Consider the following 17,873-nt stretch of genomic DNA (forward strand, 5'->3'; position numbering starts at 1 on the left):
ATGCTTCTTTGGAAGCAAATCGTGATCGCGCTTGTTCTTGGGGTGGTTACGGGCGTGTTGCTGAACGCAACCGGAAACGCAGCAATTGCGGGCATGATCAAGAACATTGGAACCCTGTTCCTGTCGCTTATCAAAATGCTGATTGTCCCGTTGATCTTCGTATCGCTCGTTTGCGGTATGACATCGGTCAGCGACATGGCCCGCATGGGGCGAATTGGCCTGAAGTCGATTGTATTCTATCTGGGCACAACTGCATTCGCGATCACGATTGGACTCGCTTTGGGCCTGCTGTTGCAACCCGGCGCAGGAATTGATCTGAGCACCGCAGCCGCAATGGAACCCAAAGCATCTCCGCCTTTCATCCAGCAACTTATCGGGATCGTTCCCAAGAACCCAATCGCCGCTGCCGCGGATGGCAACGTGCTTCAGATCATTTTCTTTGCGATTATGTTCGGTCTGGCCATCAACCTGGTGGGTGACGCTGGAAAGCCGGTCAGGGATTTCTTTGAAGCCCTAAATTCCGTCATCTTGAAGCTGACTGAGATTGTGATCAGTTTTGCACCATATGGTGTGTTTGCACTAATGGCCTGGGTCGCCGGAACCTATGGTTTGGATCTACTGTTGCCTTTGGGAACCGTGATTGCTGCGCTCTATATTGGTTGCGTTCTGCATGCCGTCATTGTTTATGGCGGGCTTGTTTCGATCTTTGCGCGCTTGAACCCAATCCGCTTCTTCCAAGGCATCATCGAGCCGCAGATCGTGGCCTTCACCAGCACGTCCTCTTCGGGGACACTGCCGGTCACGATGACGGCGGTTCAGCAGAACCTTGGCGTGAACCGGTCGGTTGCAAGCTTTACGCTGCCGCTTGGCGCGACAATCAACATGGACGGAACCGCCATGTACCAAGGCGTTGCGGCTCTTTTCGTGGCACAGGCCTTTGGGATAGAGCTGGGCATGTCGGAATATGTCACAATTATTCTGACGTCGACACTTGCCTCCATCGGCACCGCTGGTGTGCCGGGTGCCGGGCTGGTGATGCTGTCGCTTGTTCTGAGCTCGGTCGGCCTGCCTTTGGAAGGTGTAGCCATCATCGCAGGCATCGACCGCATTCTCGACATGGCACGTACATCGCTCAACGTTACCGGCGACGCTGCCTGCACCGTCATTATTGCGAAATCCGAAGATCAACTGGATCTGGATGCCTACGATACGCCCCATGTGCTAAAATCACCCGACGTTTCGCGGGCGTAAGTGACAAAGCACATCACTGCGGCCGCCCCGAAAAGGGCGGTCGTTTTCTGCTCAGGACGTCGCCTGGTTAATGCCGTCACCCTCCGCCCTTATCCCAACGCGTAAATTCAATTAAGTTGATCCCCGTTAATGACACAGGTTGGCGGGGAAAATTGGCCGGCCACGCTGACCCTGTCCTTGTTCTGCTCGCTTGAGCGTCTGGACAAAACCGGCGAGCAGGTCTGGAACGCGCTATAGTCCCACGGACGGTTCGGGAATATTTGTCAGATCAGACCAGATTTGCGCGGTCCCCTCGCCCTGTTGATCAGAGAGGCGGATCAGCATGATGCCCAGATCCTGATGCGGCAGGTCATGTAACCGCCGCAGCCGCCCTTCGGTTAAATGCCGCTTGACCAGGGTCAGCGGCAACCACGCCACCCCAATGCCATCCAGCGCGTATTCACAGGCGGCAAGCGTCAGTGCAGTTTCCGCCTTTGGGGACAGCATCACGCCTTCGGGCAACAGGGGCAGAATGCTTTGGCTGAACAGGCGCCCCAGGAAAACATCTGGGGGATATGAGATGAACGGGATCTCGGGGTCATCAACGTGGAGCGCAAGATCGGGTGACGCCACCGGCACCAATGTATCGCCGCCCAGCCGACGCATTTCAAACGCCTGTGGCACCGCAGGGCCGGGGGCCTCCGGGCGTTCATATGTCATTGCGAAATCGGCCTCGCCGGACAAAAGCAGCATCAGGCAATTGTCCCGATTTCCGGATCGCACCCGCACGGAAATGTCCTGCGATTGGGTCAGTTGCCGCACCACCCACGGCGAGATTGTGGTGGTGATGGCGTGCTGGCACACAAAAGTCACATCCCGCTTTGCGCCCTCTGCGGCCGCTTTCAAGTCGTGTTGCAGGCGACGCAGCCGCGCGCCAAGCTCTCGCAGTTCTGGTTCCGTCGCCTGCACGCCGGGCAGGATGGTGACCGGCTTGCAGGACCGGTCAAACAGGGGTGCACCGATGCGCTCTTCGATCAATCGCACGCGCCGCGTGAACGCCGATTGGGTCAGAAACCGCCGCTCTGCCGCCCGTGTCAGGGACCCCGTGTCGATCACCGCTAGGATGTCATCAATCCAATCCAACTGCATGATGTCACCATAGCGGCACACTGATATTATGCAAGATGTGCATTTTATAGCGCATATTTCGAATTAGAATAGTGGGAATGACCTCCATAAAATGCGAGAAAACCAATTTAGGAGTTTTCCGATGCATCTCTCCCGTTACCCACGCCGCTTCATCGCCCACCTGCCCACCCCGCTTGAGCGCCTGGACCGTCTGACCGCAGAGCTCGGCGGCCCGGAAATCTGGATCAAACGTGACGATTGCACCGGCCTGTCCACCGGCGGCAACAAGACCCGCAAGCTGGAATTCCTGATGGCCGAGGCCGAGTTGCAGGGCGCAGAGATGGTGATGACCCAGGGGGCAACCCAATCAAACCACGCGCGCCAAACGGCTGCTTTTGCGGCGAAACTGGGCATGGAGTGCCACATCCTTTTGGAGGATCGCACCGGCTCCACCAACCACAACTACAATTACAACGGCAATGTTCTGCTGGACCATCTGCATGGCGCCACCACCGAAAAGCGCCCCGGTGGTCTGGACATGAATGCCGAGATGGAAGCGGCTGCCGACAAGCTGCGCGCAGATGGCAAAAAAGTGTACACCATCCCCGGGGGCGGGTCGAACCCGACCGGTGCGCTGGGCTATGTGAACTGCGCGTTTGAGATGCTGGCGCAAGCCAATGATCGCGGGTTGAAGCTCGACCACATCGTTCACGCCACCGGCAGCGCAGGCACGCAGGCCGGTCTGATTGTGGGTTTGAAAGCAATGAACGCACAGATTCCTCTTCTGGGCATCGGCGTACGTGCGCCCAAACCGAAACAGGAAGAAAACGTCTATAACCTCGCCTGTGCCACCGCCGAAAAGCTGGGCTGTGCCGGTGTCGTGCAGCGCGAAGATGTGGTCGCCAACACCGATTACGTCGGCGAAGGTTATGGCATCCCGACCGACAGCGGCATCGAGGCGATCCAGATGTTTGCCGAGCTGGAATCGATCCTTCTCGACCCGGTCTATTCCGCCAAGGGGGCCGCGGGTTTCATTGATCTGATCCGCAAAGGTCACTTCAAGAAAGGCGAATGTGTCGTCTTCCTGCACACTGGCGGGTCGGTCGCGCTCTTTGGTTACGACGCGGCCTTTGATCACAGCAATCGCTGGGTCGGCTGACGCCAGACAGTACCAGGTGTGTGCGGCCTGACACAGGCTGCGCGCGCCAATTTCACATTCCCGCAGTCAGGAGCGAACCATGGTGTCGCTGATCAGGTCCCGCTGGGACACCCACTTTGGTGGCATTCTTCTGGTGTGCGTGATTGCCGCCGCCGCGACCTTTCTGTCCGAACATTACGGCGCGCCTGCGATGCTGTTTGCACTGCTGATCGGCATGGCGTTCCACTTTCTTTATGACGATCAGAAATTCACCCCGGGGCTGGAGTTTTCCGCCAAAACGCTGTTGCGATTCGGGGTCGGCCTGTTGGGCCTGCATCTAAGCATTGGGGATGTGGAAAGTGTCGGGCTGGGCGCGGTGGGCGCGGTTGTCGGCTTTGTCATGGCAACACTGGCCTGCGGGGCAATCCTGTCCTTTCTCTTCGGTCGCAAACTGGCCTTTGGCCTGTTGGCGGGCGGGTCTGTGGCGATCTGCGGGGCCTCGGCCGCCCTTGCCATCACCTCGGTTCTGCCCGCGAAAGATGACCGCGAACAGGATACGCTGTTTGTTGTGATCGGCGTCACCGCCCTGTCGACCATCGCAATGATTGCCTATCCGGTCTTGTTTGCGGCCCTGGGGATGAGCGATCTGGAAAGCGGATTTCTGATCGGGGCGACCATTCACGATGTGGCCCAGGTTGTAGGTGCCGGATATTCGATCAGTGACGAGGCGGGGGTGATTGCGACCTTCGTCAAGATGGTGCGCGTGGCCTTGTTGCCGGTGGTGATGATTGTGGTCATGGCGAGCTTTCGCGGCGCACAATCCCAGAAGATCATCCTGCCGTGGTTCCTTGTCATGTTTGTCGCGCTGGCGATTTTGACAAATACCGGGCTGGTGCCGCAGGTGATCACCGATGCAATCGCCACCCTGTCCGGCTGGTGTCTGGTCATCGCGATTTCTGCCCTTGGGGTGAAAACCAGCCTTGCCACCATTCTGCGCGTCAAGCCCAGCTATGGCCTTATTCTTGTCGTCGAAACCCTCTTCCTTCTTGCGATTGCCGTGGCATTTGTCATGGGCTTTGGCTTTTAAGACTGTGTTGCACGAATAGCGGCTGGGCCGCATTTGCCCCTTTCCCCGGTTCGTTATGCGACACGTTCATAGGTCGCACGACCGAGATGGGTCATGCGGTTGAGAGCTTTGACAGCGATCTTGGTTTCGGTTGTCTGACTCTCCATTTTGCGACTGCGCAGCTCCGGTCCGATGACCTGTTTGTAGCGCCCGATCTGGGCCTCGCCGCGTGATCTTTGGCCATAGCCAGTGGCCTTCTTCCAGGCCATACGACCTCCCTTGGCGATCATGTCGATATGGGCGTTGCGTGTTTTGCAATCACCTGGGACGGCATTCTTCGGCGGCGGTACGATCAGTTCGACATCCGATCCCAACGCCTGCCGGATCGTCGCTGTGGTCGGCGCACCATCATAGGCGCCGTCGCCGATGATACGATGAACAGGACCTGCCACATCAGCCAGCAATTCGGGCAGTGCGCCGGCGTCTCCGATGTGCTCGGTTGTCAGGCAGGAGGCCAAAAGCTCCGCGCTCTCGGGAACGAAGCCGATGTGCAGTTTGCACCATGTTTTACGGGCCTTCGGTAACCCGTGTTTCTTCTGCATCCAGTCTCGACCGCTGTGAACGCGAAGCCCTGTGCTGTCTACGATCAGCGTCACTGGGCCGTTCGTGGGCCGGGTGTTCGGTGTGATCCGAAGCAATTGTGCGCGCCGGCAGAGCGTGGAAAAATCCGAAACGGGAACGTCGATCTGCATGAGCCGTAGTAGGCTTCGTACAAACCCTTGCGTTTGCCGAAGCGGCAGGCCGAAGACGGCGCGCAGGGTCAGGCAGGTCTCAATCGCCAGGTCAGAATACTGCCGCTGACCACCACGTTTCCCCGACCTTGGGGCGCACCACCCGGATACCGCATCCTCGCTGAACCAGACCGTAACATCACCACGCTGGCGAAGCGCCTCGTTGTACTCAGGCCAGTTCGTGACCCGGTACTTGGCCTTCTCAAACTTGTCCCGCCGCGTCGCGTTGTGCTTGAAAGGCATCCCGCCATCCCGTCATCAAATCAAGCAACTGGCTACGCCGATGAAACGATCCGTGCAACACGGTCGGATGAACCGCAGGCATCCATGCCTACGACGCAGGGCGGAAGCGTCTCAAAAAAGGCCAGTAGCTTCGCGCGCTTGATCGGCTTGTTGAAAATAACCCGGCCGCTCTCAGAAATGCCGTGCACTTGAAAAACGTCCTTGGCCAAATCGAGGCCGACGGTCTTTACTGTCATTGGGTGGCTCCTTTCCTAGCAGTCGTTGATAACTGCACTTTGGCACATTCGATGCCGGTGGAGCAGGAGCCACCCACCTCATCCGCTTTGGTGGGCGCACTGCAGCATCTGTTAGGAATGGTGAAGGTCAGCAATGGGTCGTCCCCGATGTATCATCTCGCCGTGCGACAGCTAATACTGCGTTGCCTCTGATGTCGGCACGGATGAATGAAAAGCCCAAAGGGTGGAGCATTCAGGTCAACGGAACTGACTTCTCACTCTCGCCGCGGCGAACGATTTGCATATCATCCGCCCTGCGGGACGACGACGAAAAGGGCCTTCGCAGCAGTCGCTCCAAAGTCCGCTGCCTGGAAGCACGTCAAAACCACATGTCCTTTACAGTTCGGCTGTCACGAGGAAGTTCTCGAAAGCTGTCGTGCCCCTCGAAGTGACGGATTGGAATCTCACTGATTGGTGAAGGATCAGACATTCGAACATTAACCGCGGACAGTTTGCGGCCGTTTTCGTCCGAGAAATACGCAACGTAGTGCGTCACACACCCGCAATTGGCGCAGAAGTGGAAATGGATATCCCCGCTATCGCGACGCAGATATGTACTTGTTTTCCCGGTAGTTTGAATGTCATAGCCAATGTGCCCGTAGGCCCAAAGGGCACCGTAACGCCGACAGATTGTGCAATTGCAGGCCGTGACCGACTTTGGCACAGCATCGAGAGTCCAGCCAACTTCGCCGCAGTGGCAAGTTCCTTTCAGCATGTATCAATCTCCGCTCTCGGCACTGACGGCATCATGACGACCGACTCAAGTGCTTTGGCCCAGGCGCGGATCGCCGCTTGGGTCAAGCTGCACTTGTGGCCTTCCCTTGAACAGCAGTTAGCCGATTTACATTCACGGCGATACACAGCTGGGTCACAGGACCACTGGGCGGAGATGCGTGACTGGCTGGTTCGGAATGACGTTCCTGCTCCAAAAAATCTGCCGGGGTGGCCAGAAAAGGAATAAGGGCTGGCTGAGGGGGTCGAGGCCAGCCCCTATCTTCGTCACGAGGGGGTAAGTGGTTATTCTGATCCCAATCTATCCAACTCAAGCAAAGCCCGAAATTGGGGGATTCCCGTAACATTGCAAACTTCACCGAAAAAGTTTGTTTCCTAAAGGCGAACAGTGAGTTTCAAAACGAGATGTGGACACAATTTCGCCACAATGCGATCCTCTATCCGTGGATGGCGCGTGTTGATTTTAGAGCGTTCCAGTTTTTCCATCTGGATTTGAGGGGGTTGTTGAGTTCGGCGCGCCGCCCCACGAGTACTTCATCGAACCGCCAGAGTATTGAACTGCACTTTCCGAGTGCCGGAGCGCCAACGCACTTTTCATCTCATGGACGCAATTTGAACACTCTCCGCAAATATCAGTGCGGAGCGGCGCGTCTTGATGGGGATTATGATTTCAATGAGGGGGTACGAGTTCGGCGCGCCGTACCACCACCGCCGGACATACTCGTTGTCCTTTGATTTGTTTAAATACTATCTTTTGATCCGGTTTGCGATTTTTGTGAATGGGTGATTAGTGGAAGAGAATGAAGGCGTCTGGTTTAGCCAGGTCATGTATGACACAACGTTGATGAAGCCCATTACCTCCGAGCAGGCTTTAAGCAACTTGCCGACTGCTGGTGCAGTAGACAACAAAAACAGGGCTGGATCGTTCAATCCAGTGAGGCCTTTCCTAAATTAGTTTTTGGAATGTATCCGAACAAAAAGCTTCAGGCGCTGCCCGAAATTTTCAATGGGCCATATGGTCCAGTCGTATCTCGCGCGGTAGCGAATGTACTTCGCGAAGCAGAACTGGGAAAAACGAAAATCTATCCTTTGAACGTTTGCCAACACGACCGTGTGACACCAGTTGAAGGCGAGTATTTTACACTCGCCCTTGGTGAACAAAAAACGGCGTTTGTTCCGGATCGGTCGAATATGGTCAAACCTATGGGGAATAAACCAGATACTTGGATGAAGCGGGGCATGAAACCCAAAGACTTCGACATTGTTGTTTCAGGTATAGCCTTGGAGGGACCCGATTTGTGGGTTGATCCGCGCTTGTACTGGAGCCTGTTTTTTAGCGCCCGCTTGGTAAAAGCGCTGAAGGCAGCGAAGCTCACACGCCGCTTCGGACTGAGTAAATGTAAGGTTGTTTCCATTCACTAAAGGGGTACGAGTTTGGGGGTGACGCATTATCGATACCGGCCAAGTCATGGGAAAATCTGGCTGGTTGTTAGGGTCCTATTGGAGGCGGTTTGAAATCTATTTCAGTGCAGAGTAGCGGCCTGGATTTTTGGCTCATTGCCGGAATACTTCTGGGCGTCATCCTACTGTATTTGACCTTGCGATTGATGCTCCGCGTATTCGGGGCAAACAAAGAGAAAGTCTCGTGCCGCTGGAAGAGAGAAACCGCGCAGGACAAGGAAACTCTGTGCGCTTGGAATTGTCGGGCATGCGGTGTTACAGCATATTCTGGAAACGGACGGAAACCCACAGGCTGTCGCAAGTCCGCCAAACCACAGAGCTTATAGTCAGGATGGCACGGACATGAATGTAGATGAACCGAAGCTGGTGATGTCAGACAGGTGCAAGGCTGTGCTTTTAGACGGGTATCGGTTTGAAATCGAAATCTACCGCTTGGACAACCAGGACAAATGGACGTTGGAAGTGGTGGACCATGAAGACGCCAGTTATGTCTGGGACGACAAGTTCAATTCGGACCAAGCGGCCCTTGATACAGCAATTGAGGTTTTGAACAACGAAGGCGCGTTGGGCTTCATGGGGAATGAGTAGAAACCTTAGGTAATCTTAGTGTGGCTAGTGCCGAAACCAAGCCAGATATCCAGTGGATCTTTACACTTCCTGAGTTCTTTTCTTGACTTTCCTGCGTGCCCTCGCTGACCGTTTTCTACACCCCTCAGAGCAATACCGCGCATCAGTCCTGCGATAGTCGGGCAGGTCATCCCCACACCACCGACAAACCCAAATGCCTTGCTTCACACAGCATAGCATCGCCTTTGCCCGCTTTAAAACCGGAAAGCGGTCCATCTCTGCTACCGCGAACCTGTCAGCGCGAAAAGCTGGAAGCGGATGAGGTGGGTGGCTCCTGCTCCACCGGCATCGAATGTGCCAAAGTGCAGTTATCAACGACTGCTAGGAAAGGAGCCACCCAATGACAGTAAAGACCGTCGGCCTCGATTTGGCCAAGGACGTTTTTCAAGTGCACGGCATTTCTGAGAGCGGCCGGGTTATTTTCAACAAGCCGATCAAGCGCGCGAAGCTACTGGCCTTTTTTGAGACGCTTCCGCCCTGCGTCGTAGGCATGGAAGCCTGCGGTTCATCCCATCATTGGGGCCGTCAGCTGCGCACGCTCGGCCATGATGTGAAGCTCATGCCCGCTGGTTACGTCAAACCGTATGTGAAGCGAGGCAAGAACGACGCGGTTGATGCGGAAGCAATATGCGAGGCAGTTCGACGCCCGACCATGCGCTTCGTCGAGATCAAGACGGAGGACCAGCAAGCTATCCTCTCGATCCATCGCACGCGCGACCTGGCCGTCCGGCAGCCGCACCCAGCTGGCCAATATGATCCGCAGCCTGCTGCGCGAGTTCGGCCATATTCTGCCCATTGGGATCGAAGCGGTGACGGCTTTTGCGAAGCGTCACTTGGCTGGGGATCACCCGGACATGCCGGAGATCGCGACCGGCATGCTCGGCATTCAGTGCTATCAGTTCATCGGCCTGAACGAGCGCATCGACGGATACTCCAAGATGATCGAGCAACATGCCCTGTTGAACGCAGATGCGCGCAGGTTGATGCGCATGCCGGGGATCGGGCCGATCACGGCTTCAGCGATTGTCGCCACTATCGGCGATGCGCATCAGTTCCGAACAGGACGAGATCTGGCCGCCTGGCTGGGCCTCACCCCGCTCAACAAGTCGAGCGGCGGCAAAGAGAAACTGGGCAAGATCACCAAGCAAGGGGATCGCTACATTCGAAAGCTGCTGGTTGTGGGTATGACATCGCGCGCGGTCATGGCAAAACGGTCGCCAGAGAAAGTCGATCTCTGGACAGCCAAGATCATTGCCGACAAACCGTTTCGGCTGGCAACAATCGCGATGGCAAACAAGGCAGCGCGTTCAATCTGGGCAATGCTGACAAAGAAACAGGAATACCGGCAGCCAGCGTTCTGACCGCGCAGGCTGCCCACGAGATGCAAGACGTTGAAGTGATGATGCGGAAGTAAGTCAACCAAGAGCAAGGACACTCCGGGAATGGCAGCGGCCCTCTGAGGTCGATAAGCCGATTGGAACCTCGCTCGCGGAATTCATCAGGGCCAGTGGAGGCAATGCCAAAACACAAACAGGCCGGACAGACGACAGTACTGACGAAACGACCGCGAAAATCGCTAAAAAACTCTTGCAATGCAGGAGCCACCCACAGATGCCGTTCAATCCGACCCAGTTACTGTCTCCGCTTTGCATTACGCGAGGCGCCTAGTACCCGACGACTTCCCCCAACACTTCTCCTGCGCCGCCGTCGGGTGGGCGCGTATCTGCGACCGCGGCAAGCGTCAGCGCCAGATCGACTGTATGCACTCGACGCGAGACCCGCTGTGGCGCGAGGCTGAAACCGGCAAAAGCTATGGGCACGTGGGTGTCATAACGCCAGGGCGAGCCGTGGGTGACTGTGACCGAGAGACCGTCGAAATCGTTGATGAACCAGCCGGGGCTGGCCACCAGATAGATGTCGCCCGAGCGGTCGGGGTTGTAGTTGTTGGCCACGGCGCGCATCAGCGCATTGTCGGGCAGGGCGCCCGTACGAATGCGGGACGAAGGCACAGCGAAGGCGATACCTTCGAAGGTCGACAGGTCTTCGGCGATGGCGGTTTCCAGCGCGACAAGGTCGATGTCGTCGCGACTGTGCACCTCTTCCGAGAGGGTGAGGTAGGGGTGGTCATAGCCGGCTATCAGCGGATCGCTAAGGCCAAAGCGCGCGCGGATGCGATCGGCGGCGGGCTGGGTCGCCCAGTGCTCGGGGTTGACGTAGCCGCCCATCTCTCCCAGCTCGGCCAGGTATCCCGGCGCCTCGGGCGTGCCGTGATCGGCGGACAGCGCGATCAGGGTGTTCTCGAGCCCGATCTCGGCGTCGATAAAGGCGAAGAGATCGGTCAGGGTGCGGTCGAGCCGGAGCAGGTTTTCCTCGGCCTCGAGGCTGGAGGGGCCGAAGCCGTGGCCAATGTAATCGGTCGCCGAGAAGCTGACGGAGAGGTAATCGGTGACATCATCCTGCCCCAGGCCCTCGGCTGTGATCAGGGTCTTGGCGAAATCGGCGGTGATCTCGTCCCCGGCAGGGCTGAAGGTGAGCAGCGTGGGGAAATAGGGATCGTTCTTCCACGAAAGCGGATCGACGGTCGAATAGGGGTGCGGGAAGGTGCGCCCGAACCCGGCAAGATCGGTTTCCCAATCCTGATCGTCGCGATCGCCAAAAAGATAGCTATCGATGGGATGGGTCAGCTGCCACGAGGTGCCGAGATAGTTTTGCAGGAAATCCTTAGCGTTCCAATCGGTCACCCAATCCGGGTAGCTGTCGTAATAATAGCTGGAGGTGACGAATTCCCCGGCGGATTTGGAGAACCAGAACGCCTTGCCGGTGTGGCCCGCCATCGAGACGGCACCACGATCCTTGACCGAGACGCCAAAGACCTTGGCGCGGCCCTGGGTGGCGATGGACAGCTCGTCGGAAAAGGTGGTGGTCAGGATGGCGCGGGGCGAACGGCCATCGGAACTGGCGGCAAGCTGGGTGGGGTCGACCTCGGTGTCGGGGTTCACGTCCGCGCCCCGAGTGAGGAGTGGATAGTCGGCGTCCTCGACATTGTAGATAGTGCGCCCCGTGGCGCGGTCGTACCAGAGGTTGCCTACCATGCCATGGGCCGACGGATGCGCGCCGGTGGCCAGCGTGGTATGGCCGACGACGGTTTCAGTATTGGCGTGGGCGTGGTGGGCGTTGTCGTAGTAGACGCCCTGATCCATCAGATAGCGGAATCCGCCCGAGCCAAATTGGTCGTAGTGGCGGAAAGGCAGGTCGCCCCGCAGCTGATCCACAGTGATCTGGAGGATGAGGCGCGGCTTATCCTCGGCTAATGCACCGTTCGCCAAGGAAAACGCCAGGAAGACGGCGCAACTGGCCGTTTGGACAGGTGGCTTTTTCAACATCGAAGGCTCCTTCCTCTCGTCGATCGGCCCACGCGGTGCGCGGGCCGTCGCGTCATCAGTTTAGGGGCAGGACATCCGGGAAGGTCCAGCTGCCATCGAGGATTTCGGCGCGTGGCTGGTATAGCCGGACCGTGTAGTTCCAGCCCGGCGTAAGAGGGATGCAGTTGATCCGGCCATCCTCGCAGCCACCGAAATGGATGGTGAAGGAACCATCCTTATTCGGGGTGGCCGAGGTGTTGTTATAGCTGTTCCGCCCCAAATCGTTTGGCGCGAGGAAGCCGTCAGCGTCGTAGACGGTGATCGACCAGAACGCGTCCACCGGAACGTCTTGCAGCGTCACGGCATGGGGGGTCGCGCCGTCATTCCTATCGACGGCGTCGACAAAGGCGCTGGCCGTCGTGGCCGGCTGCCCCGCCCAGCCCGCCATTCCGATCAGATGGCCCAGCGGGTCCACCTCGTCGCGGCGGCCAAAGGCGATGCTGGCATCAAGGCCGACGGCAGCGGCGAGGTCACTGACCGCCTTCCGCGCAGCGGCAAGGGTGTCAAGATCCCAGTTCGGAGCCTCGAAGGGGCCGGTTCCGCCGCCTTCGAGGCGAATTCCGTCCTGCACCGCATGGGCGCGCGCCGTATCGTCGGGATCGCCCGCGTCGATGAAGGTGCGGAACAGGAGCATCGCGAAGCGGGTCCCGACCTCGTCCTCGGTCAGCTCGTATGCACCGGGTTCGGCATAGGCAAAGTTGTAGTGGTCCTGGCTGATCACCAGCACCGACTGGAACCGTCCGTCGCCCTCCGGCAGCGTCACCGTCACCGGCTGGGACAGATCGATGAGGGCGGACGAATACAAGGTGTCCTGGTTGGGCCGGATGACCGGCTGCGGCTTGTCGGCGGAGGTTACCTCGCGCTCATGGGCGATCTCGCCGACACCTGTTCCGTTGTTCTTCATAGTGAGCCGGAACATCGTATCGCTCTCGGCGCGCATGAGGTTCCGGATCGTGATATCTTCGGCGAGAACTGGTGCGGGTGCGTAGAGGGCAGCGGCAAGGAGAAGGTGTTTCATTTTCTGTCCTTTCTGTCAGTTCGCGGGCTCGACACCCGGGAAGACCCAGCTTCCATCCAGCACTTCCGGCGCTGCACGATAGAGCCGCACGGTGTATTGCCACCCCTCGACAAGCGGCAGGCAATTCACGCGCCCGTCCTCGCAGCCGCCCAGATGCACGGTCATCGAGCCGTCCTCATTGTACGTCCCGCTGACGGAGTTGATGACATAGGCGTCCATCGCGTTCGGCGCGAAATAACGGTTTGCATCATAGAGGCTGACCGACCAGAAATCCTTGACGGGCACGTCGGCCGGCACTTCGATCTTGTATTTCCCGACCGGCAGGTTCGGCGAGATTCCGAGATAAAGTGCCTCATCCTCGGGCAACCCACCCCAGCCACCGGCCGTCCCAATGAAATGCCGCACTGGATCGACATCCTCCTTCTTGCCGAACATGTGGAAACTGTCCGGAAGGTAGGCGCCGACACCGACGGCGGCCCTTACGAGCCCTAAATAGCCCTCTTCATCATAGGGCGGGACGATGAAAGGTTTGGACGAGGCAGCGTCGATCGACATCTGGTCCTGGATTGCGTGCACGGCGGCCAGGTCCGCGGAATCGGTCGCATCCAGCAGGACGCGCAGATAGACGGCGACATATGGCGTGTCAAACGTGTCCATATCGAGTGTATAGGCGCCGCCACCGTGCAAGACCTTGTTCAGGTAGTGGTCCTGGTTGATGACCATCGCCGACATGTAGCGGTCGCCGACATCCGGAAGGGTGACCGTCGCGCCCTTGCTGATATTGATGATCGCGGCGCTATAGAGAGTGTCCCGGTTCGCGCTGATGGTGGTCTGAGCATGGACGGGCATCATTTCGCGGAAGTGGTAGAACTTGTTTACCCCTCCAGCGAGGGCAACATATTTGCCGAACTCGATATCTGTCGCGGCACGGATAAAGTTGTCTACCGTGACTGGGATTTCCCTGCTGTCGGCAAGTTGGTCCACTGTGGTGTCGAAGTTTTGGGCATGAGCGGGACCAGAGACGATCGCGGCCAGGAATGCAAGAAACAAAAATATGCGGTTTGCCAACTGTTTACCTTTCATGAGTCGCCCCTCAAGTCTTCGTTTTCCTGGCGTTTTATCATAGTGCGACCGGTCATTTTGTGACAAAGAGACGCTATGAGACAGAAGTTGGTCAACATCATCGAACTGGCGCACGTCGTGGACATTCTTGACAGCTTCGTCCCGAAACACGTCGTCGAGAGTGCGCTCCGAACGGCTGGTCTCGACCGTAAGATGCTGTCAGAAGGAACCGGGTTTGTTTCCTACGCTGCTGAGGCCGTCATTCTGGAGTCCGTCGCCCGCATGATAAGCGATCGCCATCTGGGTGCCAGGGTTGGCTGGGCCTTCGACTACTTGGCTTACGGAGCTTATGCGAACTACGTGCTGGGCGCACCGGATCTGCGATCTGCGCTTGACCGCGGGCGACGCGCGCTGTCGCTGACGCATCCTGGCTCTGAAATCGTGATCCGACAGACTGACACGCACGTTGTCGTCGGACGAGACTCGAAAGGCTTCTCGGTCGTCGGCCACCGACACCTCGACGAAGGGGCGCTGTTCGTTATTTCCAAGGTGGCCAGGCATTTCCTCGGCACGGACTGGCAGCCCGATTGGTTTGAACTTCCCGATGGCAATGGTGACGACAAGTCAAAGCTTGCAGATCTGTTCGGCGCACCTGTTAGGACGGGAGCCCAGTCACCGTCCGTCGCGCTTCGGCTTTGCGACCTTGACACGCGAAACCCGCACCCCTTGCAGTCTCGGAAGACTATTACATTGGGGGACCTGGGTGCGCTCATGGGGGTTGAGCCGGTTCAGTCCATTGAAGGCGCGGTTTTGCAAATCATGCGCGCTCATCTTCCGACAAGTGTGCTTTCCGAGAGCAAAGTTGCGGCCCATCTTGCGATCGGCCCCAGGTCACTTCAGAGGGCCCTTAGGGCGGAAGGGACGGCATACAGGACAATCCGCTCTATGCTCATCGAGGAGCAGGCGCGCGAAATGCTTCAGAAATCGGACATTCCGGTCGAACGGATCGCCGAAATGCTGGGATACAAAGAGCCGAGAAGCTTTCGCCGTGCGTTCAGGGAGTGGACCGGCTCTTCACCAAAGAGCTTCCGGGGAAACCGAAACACAAACACTTGAGTCGTTGCCGCTGATCACATTCGCATATACACGATGGATTTTCTGGAAACCCAAGGCGTCCCGAAGTCTGCCAAAAAATTTCGAATTTCCCAGACCTGCGCTTCGTCCGCTCTGCCGGCATTTGCCGTTCTTGAGAATGTGCGGCCGCAGCGAATGGCAGGTCCGACGACGCCGCACTGCGGAGACTGCAAGCGGGGAGAAGGGCCGCAAAGGGCCGGATTTCCCACCGTGGGAGGCGAATGCAAAATGAAACGTCGCTGATGGCTGAGAACCATTCTAACTGCAAAGCGACCGGTCACTCGGCAGGCCATGTATCCACTACAGTGCGGTGTGCAGTCTGCTACCGAAATAGCGTTAAAACCGCCTTGGACGATCAAGCATTAGCTGGAGCACAAGCTGTTCCCTTCCTGTTCTATTGTTTATGTGCAACTTTTGGAGGGGTCGACTTGCTTCAACCGGCAAGCTTCCTCAGCAATCGGTACTGCCTTGATGCACGTAAGCTTTTGGACCCGCGGTGTCCGCCATCAGCACCCATGGAACAGACTAGGTTGATTGCGTAGCGGAGGATTTCAGGCTCATCGTAACCATCAGAGAGTGGAGATGAGAATGAAATCCGGGAAACAGAAAGCGTCAGCAGAGAGAGTTGTCAAAGACATCCGCAGGAAGACACGGCGCCAGCATTCGGCAGAGGAGAAGATCCGTATTGTGTTGGATGGGCTTCGTGGTGAAGACAGCATAGCGGATCCGACCAATATTGGCTCATGCGAGCTTCCGAACGGCTGAGCGCCACTACATCCACGCCCAGACAATTGAAGCGGGCCGCGACTACGCGGCTTTGATCAACCAGAAGAGAAAGGTCCGGCGATGACCCGAGTTGCAATCTATGCCCGTTTCTCCAGCCAAATGCAGAGAGACGCATCCATCGATGACCAAATGCGACTGTGCCGGGAACGTGCTGAGCGGGAAGGTTGGACTGTTGCTGACGCCTATTCTGATCGTGCGGTCTCCGGCGCCTCCATGTTGCGCCCCGGTCTACAAGAGCTGTTCCATGCCACTCAGGAAGGACGGGTTGATCTGATTTTGGCGGAAGCGCTGGACCGGTTGAGCCGGGATCAGGCAGACATCGCCGCGAATTTCAAACGTCTGAACTTTGCAGGTGTTGGCATCGTGACACTGGCCGAAGGTGAGATCAGCGAACTGCGCGTAGGTCTCAAGGGCACCATGAACCAACTGTTCCTAAAAGACCTGGCCGACAAAACGCGGCGTGGCCTGCGCGGAAGGGTCGAGCTTGGGCGCTCCGGCGGCGGAAACAGCTACGGCTATGACGTCGTCCGGCGTCTTGGGTCCGATGGCCAACCCGTCACGGGAGAACGAATGATCAACGCGGCGGAAGCTGAGATTATCCGGCGGGTATTACATGACTTCACCGAAGGACTCTCCCCAAAAGCCATTGCGCGCCGCCTGAACGCCGAGGGTGTCCCCGGTCCCCGTGGCAAGTTATGGCGTGACACCGCCATTCGAGGGCACCGAGTGCGTGGGACGGGCCTTCTCAACAATGAGCTTTATATCGGCCGCCTGGTTTGGAACCGGCTGCGCTACATCAAGGACCCAAAGACCGGCAGACGTGTTTCCCGTCTCAACGATCCGTCCAAATGGATCATCGCGAAGGTCCCTGAGTTGCGGATCGTCGGGGATGAACTTTGGGAGGCGGTCAAGCAGCGGCAAGGCGAGATCGAGGCTGATCCCCGTGTCAAAGCCATCAAGGAAACCAAGTTTTGGGAGAAGCGTCGCAAGAAGCACCTTCTGACAGGTCTTGCATTCTGCGGCACCTGCGGAGGGCCACTCGCCACTGTCGGGCGCGACTACCTCGCCTGCTCTGCCGCTCGCAAACTCGGTACTTGTTCCCATAAGCAATCCATTCGCCGCAACGTTCTGGAAGACGCCGTTCTGGATTTGCTTCGTCGTCGCCTGATGCAGCCCGACGCAGTTGCCGCTTTTATCAAATCCTTCAGCGAGGCCGCCAACGCAGAAGCAGGCACAGTAGAGGAAGCCCGGACCCGTCTACAATCCGAGCGGGACAAAACCGTACGCAAATTGAATGGGTTCTATGATGCAATCGCGGAGGGCATTCGTACCCCCGGCCTTCAAACGCGGCTCGAAGAACTCGAAGCGCAGATCGCCAATCTGGATGCCAAGCTCTCCGGACCAAAGCCTTCACCGGTGCGACTGCACCCAAATCTGTCGGAACTTTATCGCTCCAAGGTCGCAGATCTGGCACAGGCGCTATCGGATCCGTCGATCCGCACCGGGGCCTTGGAGATTATCCGGGGCCTGATTGAACGTGTTACGATCAAACATGAACGGGATGGCGTCCAGATCGAACTGGAGGGTGTCCTGGCAGCGATGATTGGGTTGGCCCAGAATGAACAAAGCCGCCCTGAGGCGGCTTGTTCGAGACTCTGTTCGACCGAAGTGGTTGCGGGAGCAGGATTTGAACCTGCGACCTTCAGGTTATGAGCCTGACGAGCTACCGGGCTGCTCCATCCCGCGTCAGAGTCAGATTT

The 17,873-nt window shown here is 57.7% G+C and carries 14 protein-coding genes, 1 tRNA gene and 2 pseudogenes; 9 read left to right on the forward strand and 8 right to left on the reverse strand.

Features of this window, described 5'->3' with window-relative positions; translation table 11 throughout:
* Nucleotides 1-1,251 carry a dicarboxylate/amino acid:cation symporter gene (locus ACR0AD_RS18690; protein WP_480529164.1) on the forward strand — a complete coding sequence of 417 codons (1,251 nt, stop codon included), beginning with the start codon at nt 1-3 and terminating at the stop codon, nt 1,249-1,251.
* Nucleotides 1,252-1,482: 231 nt separating this feature from the next.
* On the opposite strand, the gene ACR0AD_RS18695 is transcribed toward ACR0AD_RS18690, so the two are convergent.
* The gene (locus tag ACR0AD_RS18695) at nt 1,483-2,379 is read right to left on the reverse strand and encodes a LysR family transcriptional regulator (protein ID WP_480484734.1); all 897 of its coding nucleotides are present in this window, start codon (nt 2,377-2,379) and stop codon (nt 1,483-1,485) included.
* Between the two features lie 121 nt (nt 2,380-2,500).
* Between ACR0AD_RS18695 and cuyA the strand changes: the two genes are divergently transcribed.
* Nucleotides 2,501-3,517, forward strand: coding sequence for a D-cysteate sulfo-lyase (cuyA, locus tag ACR0AD_RS18700; protein ID WP_480488909.1), 1,017 nt, complete (start codon nt 2,501-2,503; stop codon nt 3,515-3,517).
* Between the two features lie 79 nt (nt 3,518-3,596).
* Nucleotides 3,597-4,583, forward strand: coding sequence for a YeiH family protein (locus tag ACR0AD_RS18705; protein ID WP_480484736.1), 987 nt, complete (start codon nt 3,597-3,599; stop codon nt 4,581-4,583).
* 53 nt (nt 4,584-4,636) lie between these two features.
* Here the strand turns inward: ACR0AD_RS18705 and ACR0AD_RS18710 are convergent, their stop codons facing one another.
* The 3 genes from ACR0AD_RS18710 to ACR0AD_RS18720 form a co-directional block, all read right to left on the reverse strand.
* On the reverse strand, nt 4,637-5,596 hold the full coding sequence (locus ACR0AD_RS18710) for an IS5 family transposase (protein WP_480484737.1): 960 nt from the start codon (nt 5,594-5,596) through the stop codon (nt 4,637-4,639).
* Nucleotides 5,597-5,628: 32 nt separating this feature from the next.
* Nucleotides 5,629-5,832, reverse strand: a complete 204-nt coding sequence (locus ACR0AD_RS18715) for a hypothetical protein (protein ID WP_480484738.1) — start codon at nt 5,830-5,832, stop codon at nt 5,629-5,631.
* Between the two features lie 358 nt (nt 5,833-6,190).
* Nucleotides 6,191-6,586, reverse strand: coding sequence for a GFA family protein (locus tag ACR0AD_RS18720; protein WP_480484739.1), 396 nt, complete (start codon nt 6,584-6,586; stop codon nt 6,191-6,193).
* A 980-nt stretch (nt 6,587-7,566) separates the two neighbouring features.
* Between ACR0AD_RS18720 and ACR0AD_RS18725 the strand changes: the two genes are divergently transcribed.
* The 3 genes and pseudogenes from ACR0AD_RS18725 (at nt 7,567) to ACR0AD_RS18735 (ending at nt 10,052) form a co-directional block, all read left to right on the forward strand.
* On the forward strand, nt 7,567-8,025 hold the full coding sequence (locus ACR0AD_RS18725; RefSeq protein WP_480484740.1) for a hypothetical protein: 459 nt from the start codon (nt 7,567-7,569) through the stop codon (nt 8,023-8,025).
* Nucleotides 8,026-8,406: 381 nt separating this feature from the next.
* On the forward strand, nt 8,407-8,652 hold the full coding sequence (locus ACR0AD_RS18730) for a hypothetical protein (protein ID WP_480484741.1): 246 nt from the start codon (nt 8,407-8,409) through the stop codon (nt 8,650-8,652).
* Between the two features lie 379 nt (nt 8,653-9,031).
* Nucleotides 9,032-10,052 (forward strand): annotated as a pseudogene (locus tag ACR0AD_RS18735) (IS110 family RNA-guided transposase).
* Between the two features lie 303 nt (nt 10,053-10,355).
* Here the strand turns inward: ACR0AD_RS18735 and ACR0AD_RS18740 are convergent.
* From ACR0AD_RS18740 to ACR0AD_RS18750, 3 genes are read right to left on the reverse strand one after another with little or no spacing between them, the layout of a single operon-like run.
* Nucleotides 10,356-12,074 (reverse strand): alkaline phosphatase family protein, encoded by a 1,719-nt coding sequence (locus ACR0AD_RS18740; RefSeq protein ID WP_480488907.1) that lies wholly within the window; start codon nt 12,072-12,074, stop codon nt 10,356-10,358.
* Nucleotides 12,075-12,129: 55 nt separating this feature from the next.
* A complete protein-coding gene (locus ACR0AD_RS18745; protein WP_480484743.1) occupies nt 12,130-13,131 on the reverse strand; it encodes a DUF1214 domain-containing protein in 1,002 nt (333 codons plus the stop codon).
* 15 nt (nt 13,132-13,146) lie between these two features.
* Complete coding sequence (locus tag ACR0AD_RS18750; protein WP_480484744.1) at nt 13,147-14,214, reverse strand: DUF1214 domain-containing protein; 1,068 nt, start codon at nt 14,212-14,214, stop codon at nt 13,147-13,149.
* Nucleotides 14,215-14,301: 87 nt separating this feature from the next.
* Here ACR0AD_RS18750 and ACR0AD_RS18755 point away from each other — a divergent pair, with 87 nt between their 5' ends.
* The 3 genes and pseudogenes from ACR0AD_RS18755 to ACR0AD_RS18765 all read left to right on the forward strand — a co-directional run bounded on the left by ACR0AD_RS18755 (nt 14,302) and on the right by ACR0AD_RS18765 (nt 17,826).
* Nucleotides 14,302-15,309, forward strand: coding sequence for a helix-turn-helix transcriptional regulator (locus tag ACR0AD_RS18755; RefSeq protein ID WP_480488905.1), 1,008 nt, complete (start codon nt 14,302-14,304; stop codon nt 15,307-15,309).
* A 600-nt stretch (nt 15,310-15,909) separates the two neighbouring features.
* A pseudogene (locus tag ACR0AD_RS18760) lies at nt 15,910-16,053 on the forward strand (IS3 family transposase); the annotation flags it as partial.
* Nucleotides 16,054-16,173: 120 nt separating this feature from the next.
* Nucleotides 16,174-17,826: a recombinase family protein gene (locus tag ACR0AD_RS18765; protein WP_480488942.1), complete on the forward strand. Its 1,653-nt coding sequence runs from the start codon at nt 16,174-16,176 to the stop codon at nt 17,824-17,826.
* On the opposite strand, the gene ACR0AD_RS18770 is transcribed toward ACR0AD_RS18765, so the two are convergent.
* Nucleotides 17,783-17,859, reverse strand: a tRNA-Met gene (locus tag ACR0AD_RS18770). The genes ACR0AD_RS18765 and ACR0AD_RS18770 overlap by 44 nt on opposite strands.
* Nucleotides 17,860-17,873: the final 14 nt, after the last annotated feature.

The sequence above is a fragment of the Ruegeria sp. BH8 genome, assembly GCF_056538065.1.

What these genes read in the sequence shown, in the direction of transcription:
- ACR0AD_RS18690 (WP_480529164.1), top strand. Translation starts at nt 1, where the DNA reads ATGCTTCTTTGGAAGCAAATCGTGATCGCGCTTGTTCTTGGGGTGGTT.
- ACR0AD_RS18695 (WP_480484734.1), bottom strand. Translation starts at nt 2,379, where the DNA reads ATGCAGTTGGATTGGATTGATGACATCCTAGCGGTGATCGACACGGGG.
- cuyA (WP_480488909.1), top strand. Translation starts at nt 2,501, where the DNA reads ATGCATCTCTCCCGTTACCCACGCCGCTTCATCGCCCACCTGCCCACC.
- ACR0AD_RS18705 (WP_480484736.1), top strand. Translation starts at nt 3,597, where the DNA reads ATGGTGTCGCTGATCAGGTCCCGCTGGGACACCCACTTTGGTGGCATT.
- ACR0AD_RS18710 (WP_480484737.1), bottom strand. Translation starts at nt 5,596, where the DNA reads ATGCCTTTCAAGCACAACGCGACGCGGCGGGACAAGTTTGAGAAGGCC.
- ACR0AD_RS18715 (WP_480484738.1), bottom strand. Translation starts at nt 5,832, where the DNA reads ATGACAGTAAAGACCGTCGGCCTCGATTTGGCCAAGGACGTTTTTCAA.
- ACR0AD_RS18720 (WP_480484739.1), bottom strand. Translation starts at nt 6,586, where the DNA reads ATGCTGAAAGGAACTTGCCACTGCGGCGAAGTTGGCTGGACTCTCGAT.
- ACR0AD_RS18725 (WP_480484740.1), top strand. Translation starts at nt 7,567, where the DNA reads ATGTATCCGAACAAAAAGCTTCAGGCGCTGCCCGAAATTTTCAATGGG.
- ACR0AD_RS18730 (WP_480484741.1), top strand. Translation starts at nt 8,407, where the DNA reads ATGAATGTAGATGAACCGAAGCTGGTGATGTCAGACAGGTGCAAGGCT.
- ACR0AD_RS18740 (WP_480488907.1), bottom strand. Translation starts at nt 12,074, where the DNA reads ATGTTGAAAAAGCCACCTGTCCAAACGGCCAGTTGCGCCGTCTTCCTG.
- ACR0AD_RS18745 (WP_480484743.1), bottom strand. Translation starts at nt 13,131, where the DNA reads ATGAAACACCTTCTCCTTGCCGCTGCCCTCTACGCACCCGCACCAGTT.
- ACR0AD_RS18750 (WP_480484744.1), bottom strand. Translation starts at nt 14,214, where the DNA reads ATGAAAGGTAAACAGTTGGCAAACCGCATATTTTTGTTTCTTGCATTC.
- ACR0AD_RS18765 (WP_480488942.1), top strand. Translation starts at nt 16,174, where the DNA reads ATGACCCGAGTTGCAATCTATGCCCGTTTCTCCAGCCAAATGCAGAGA.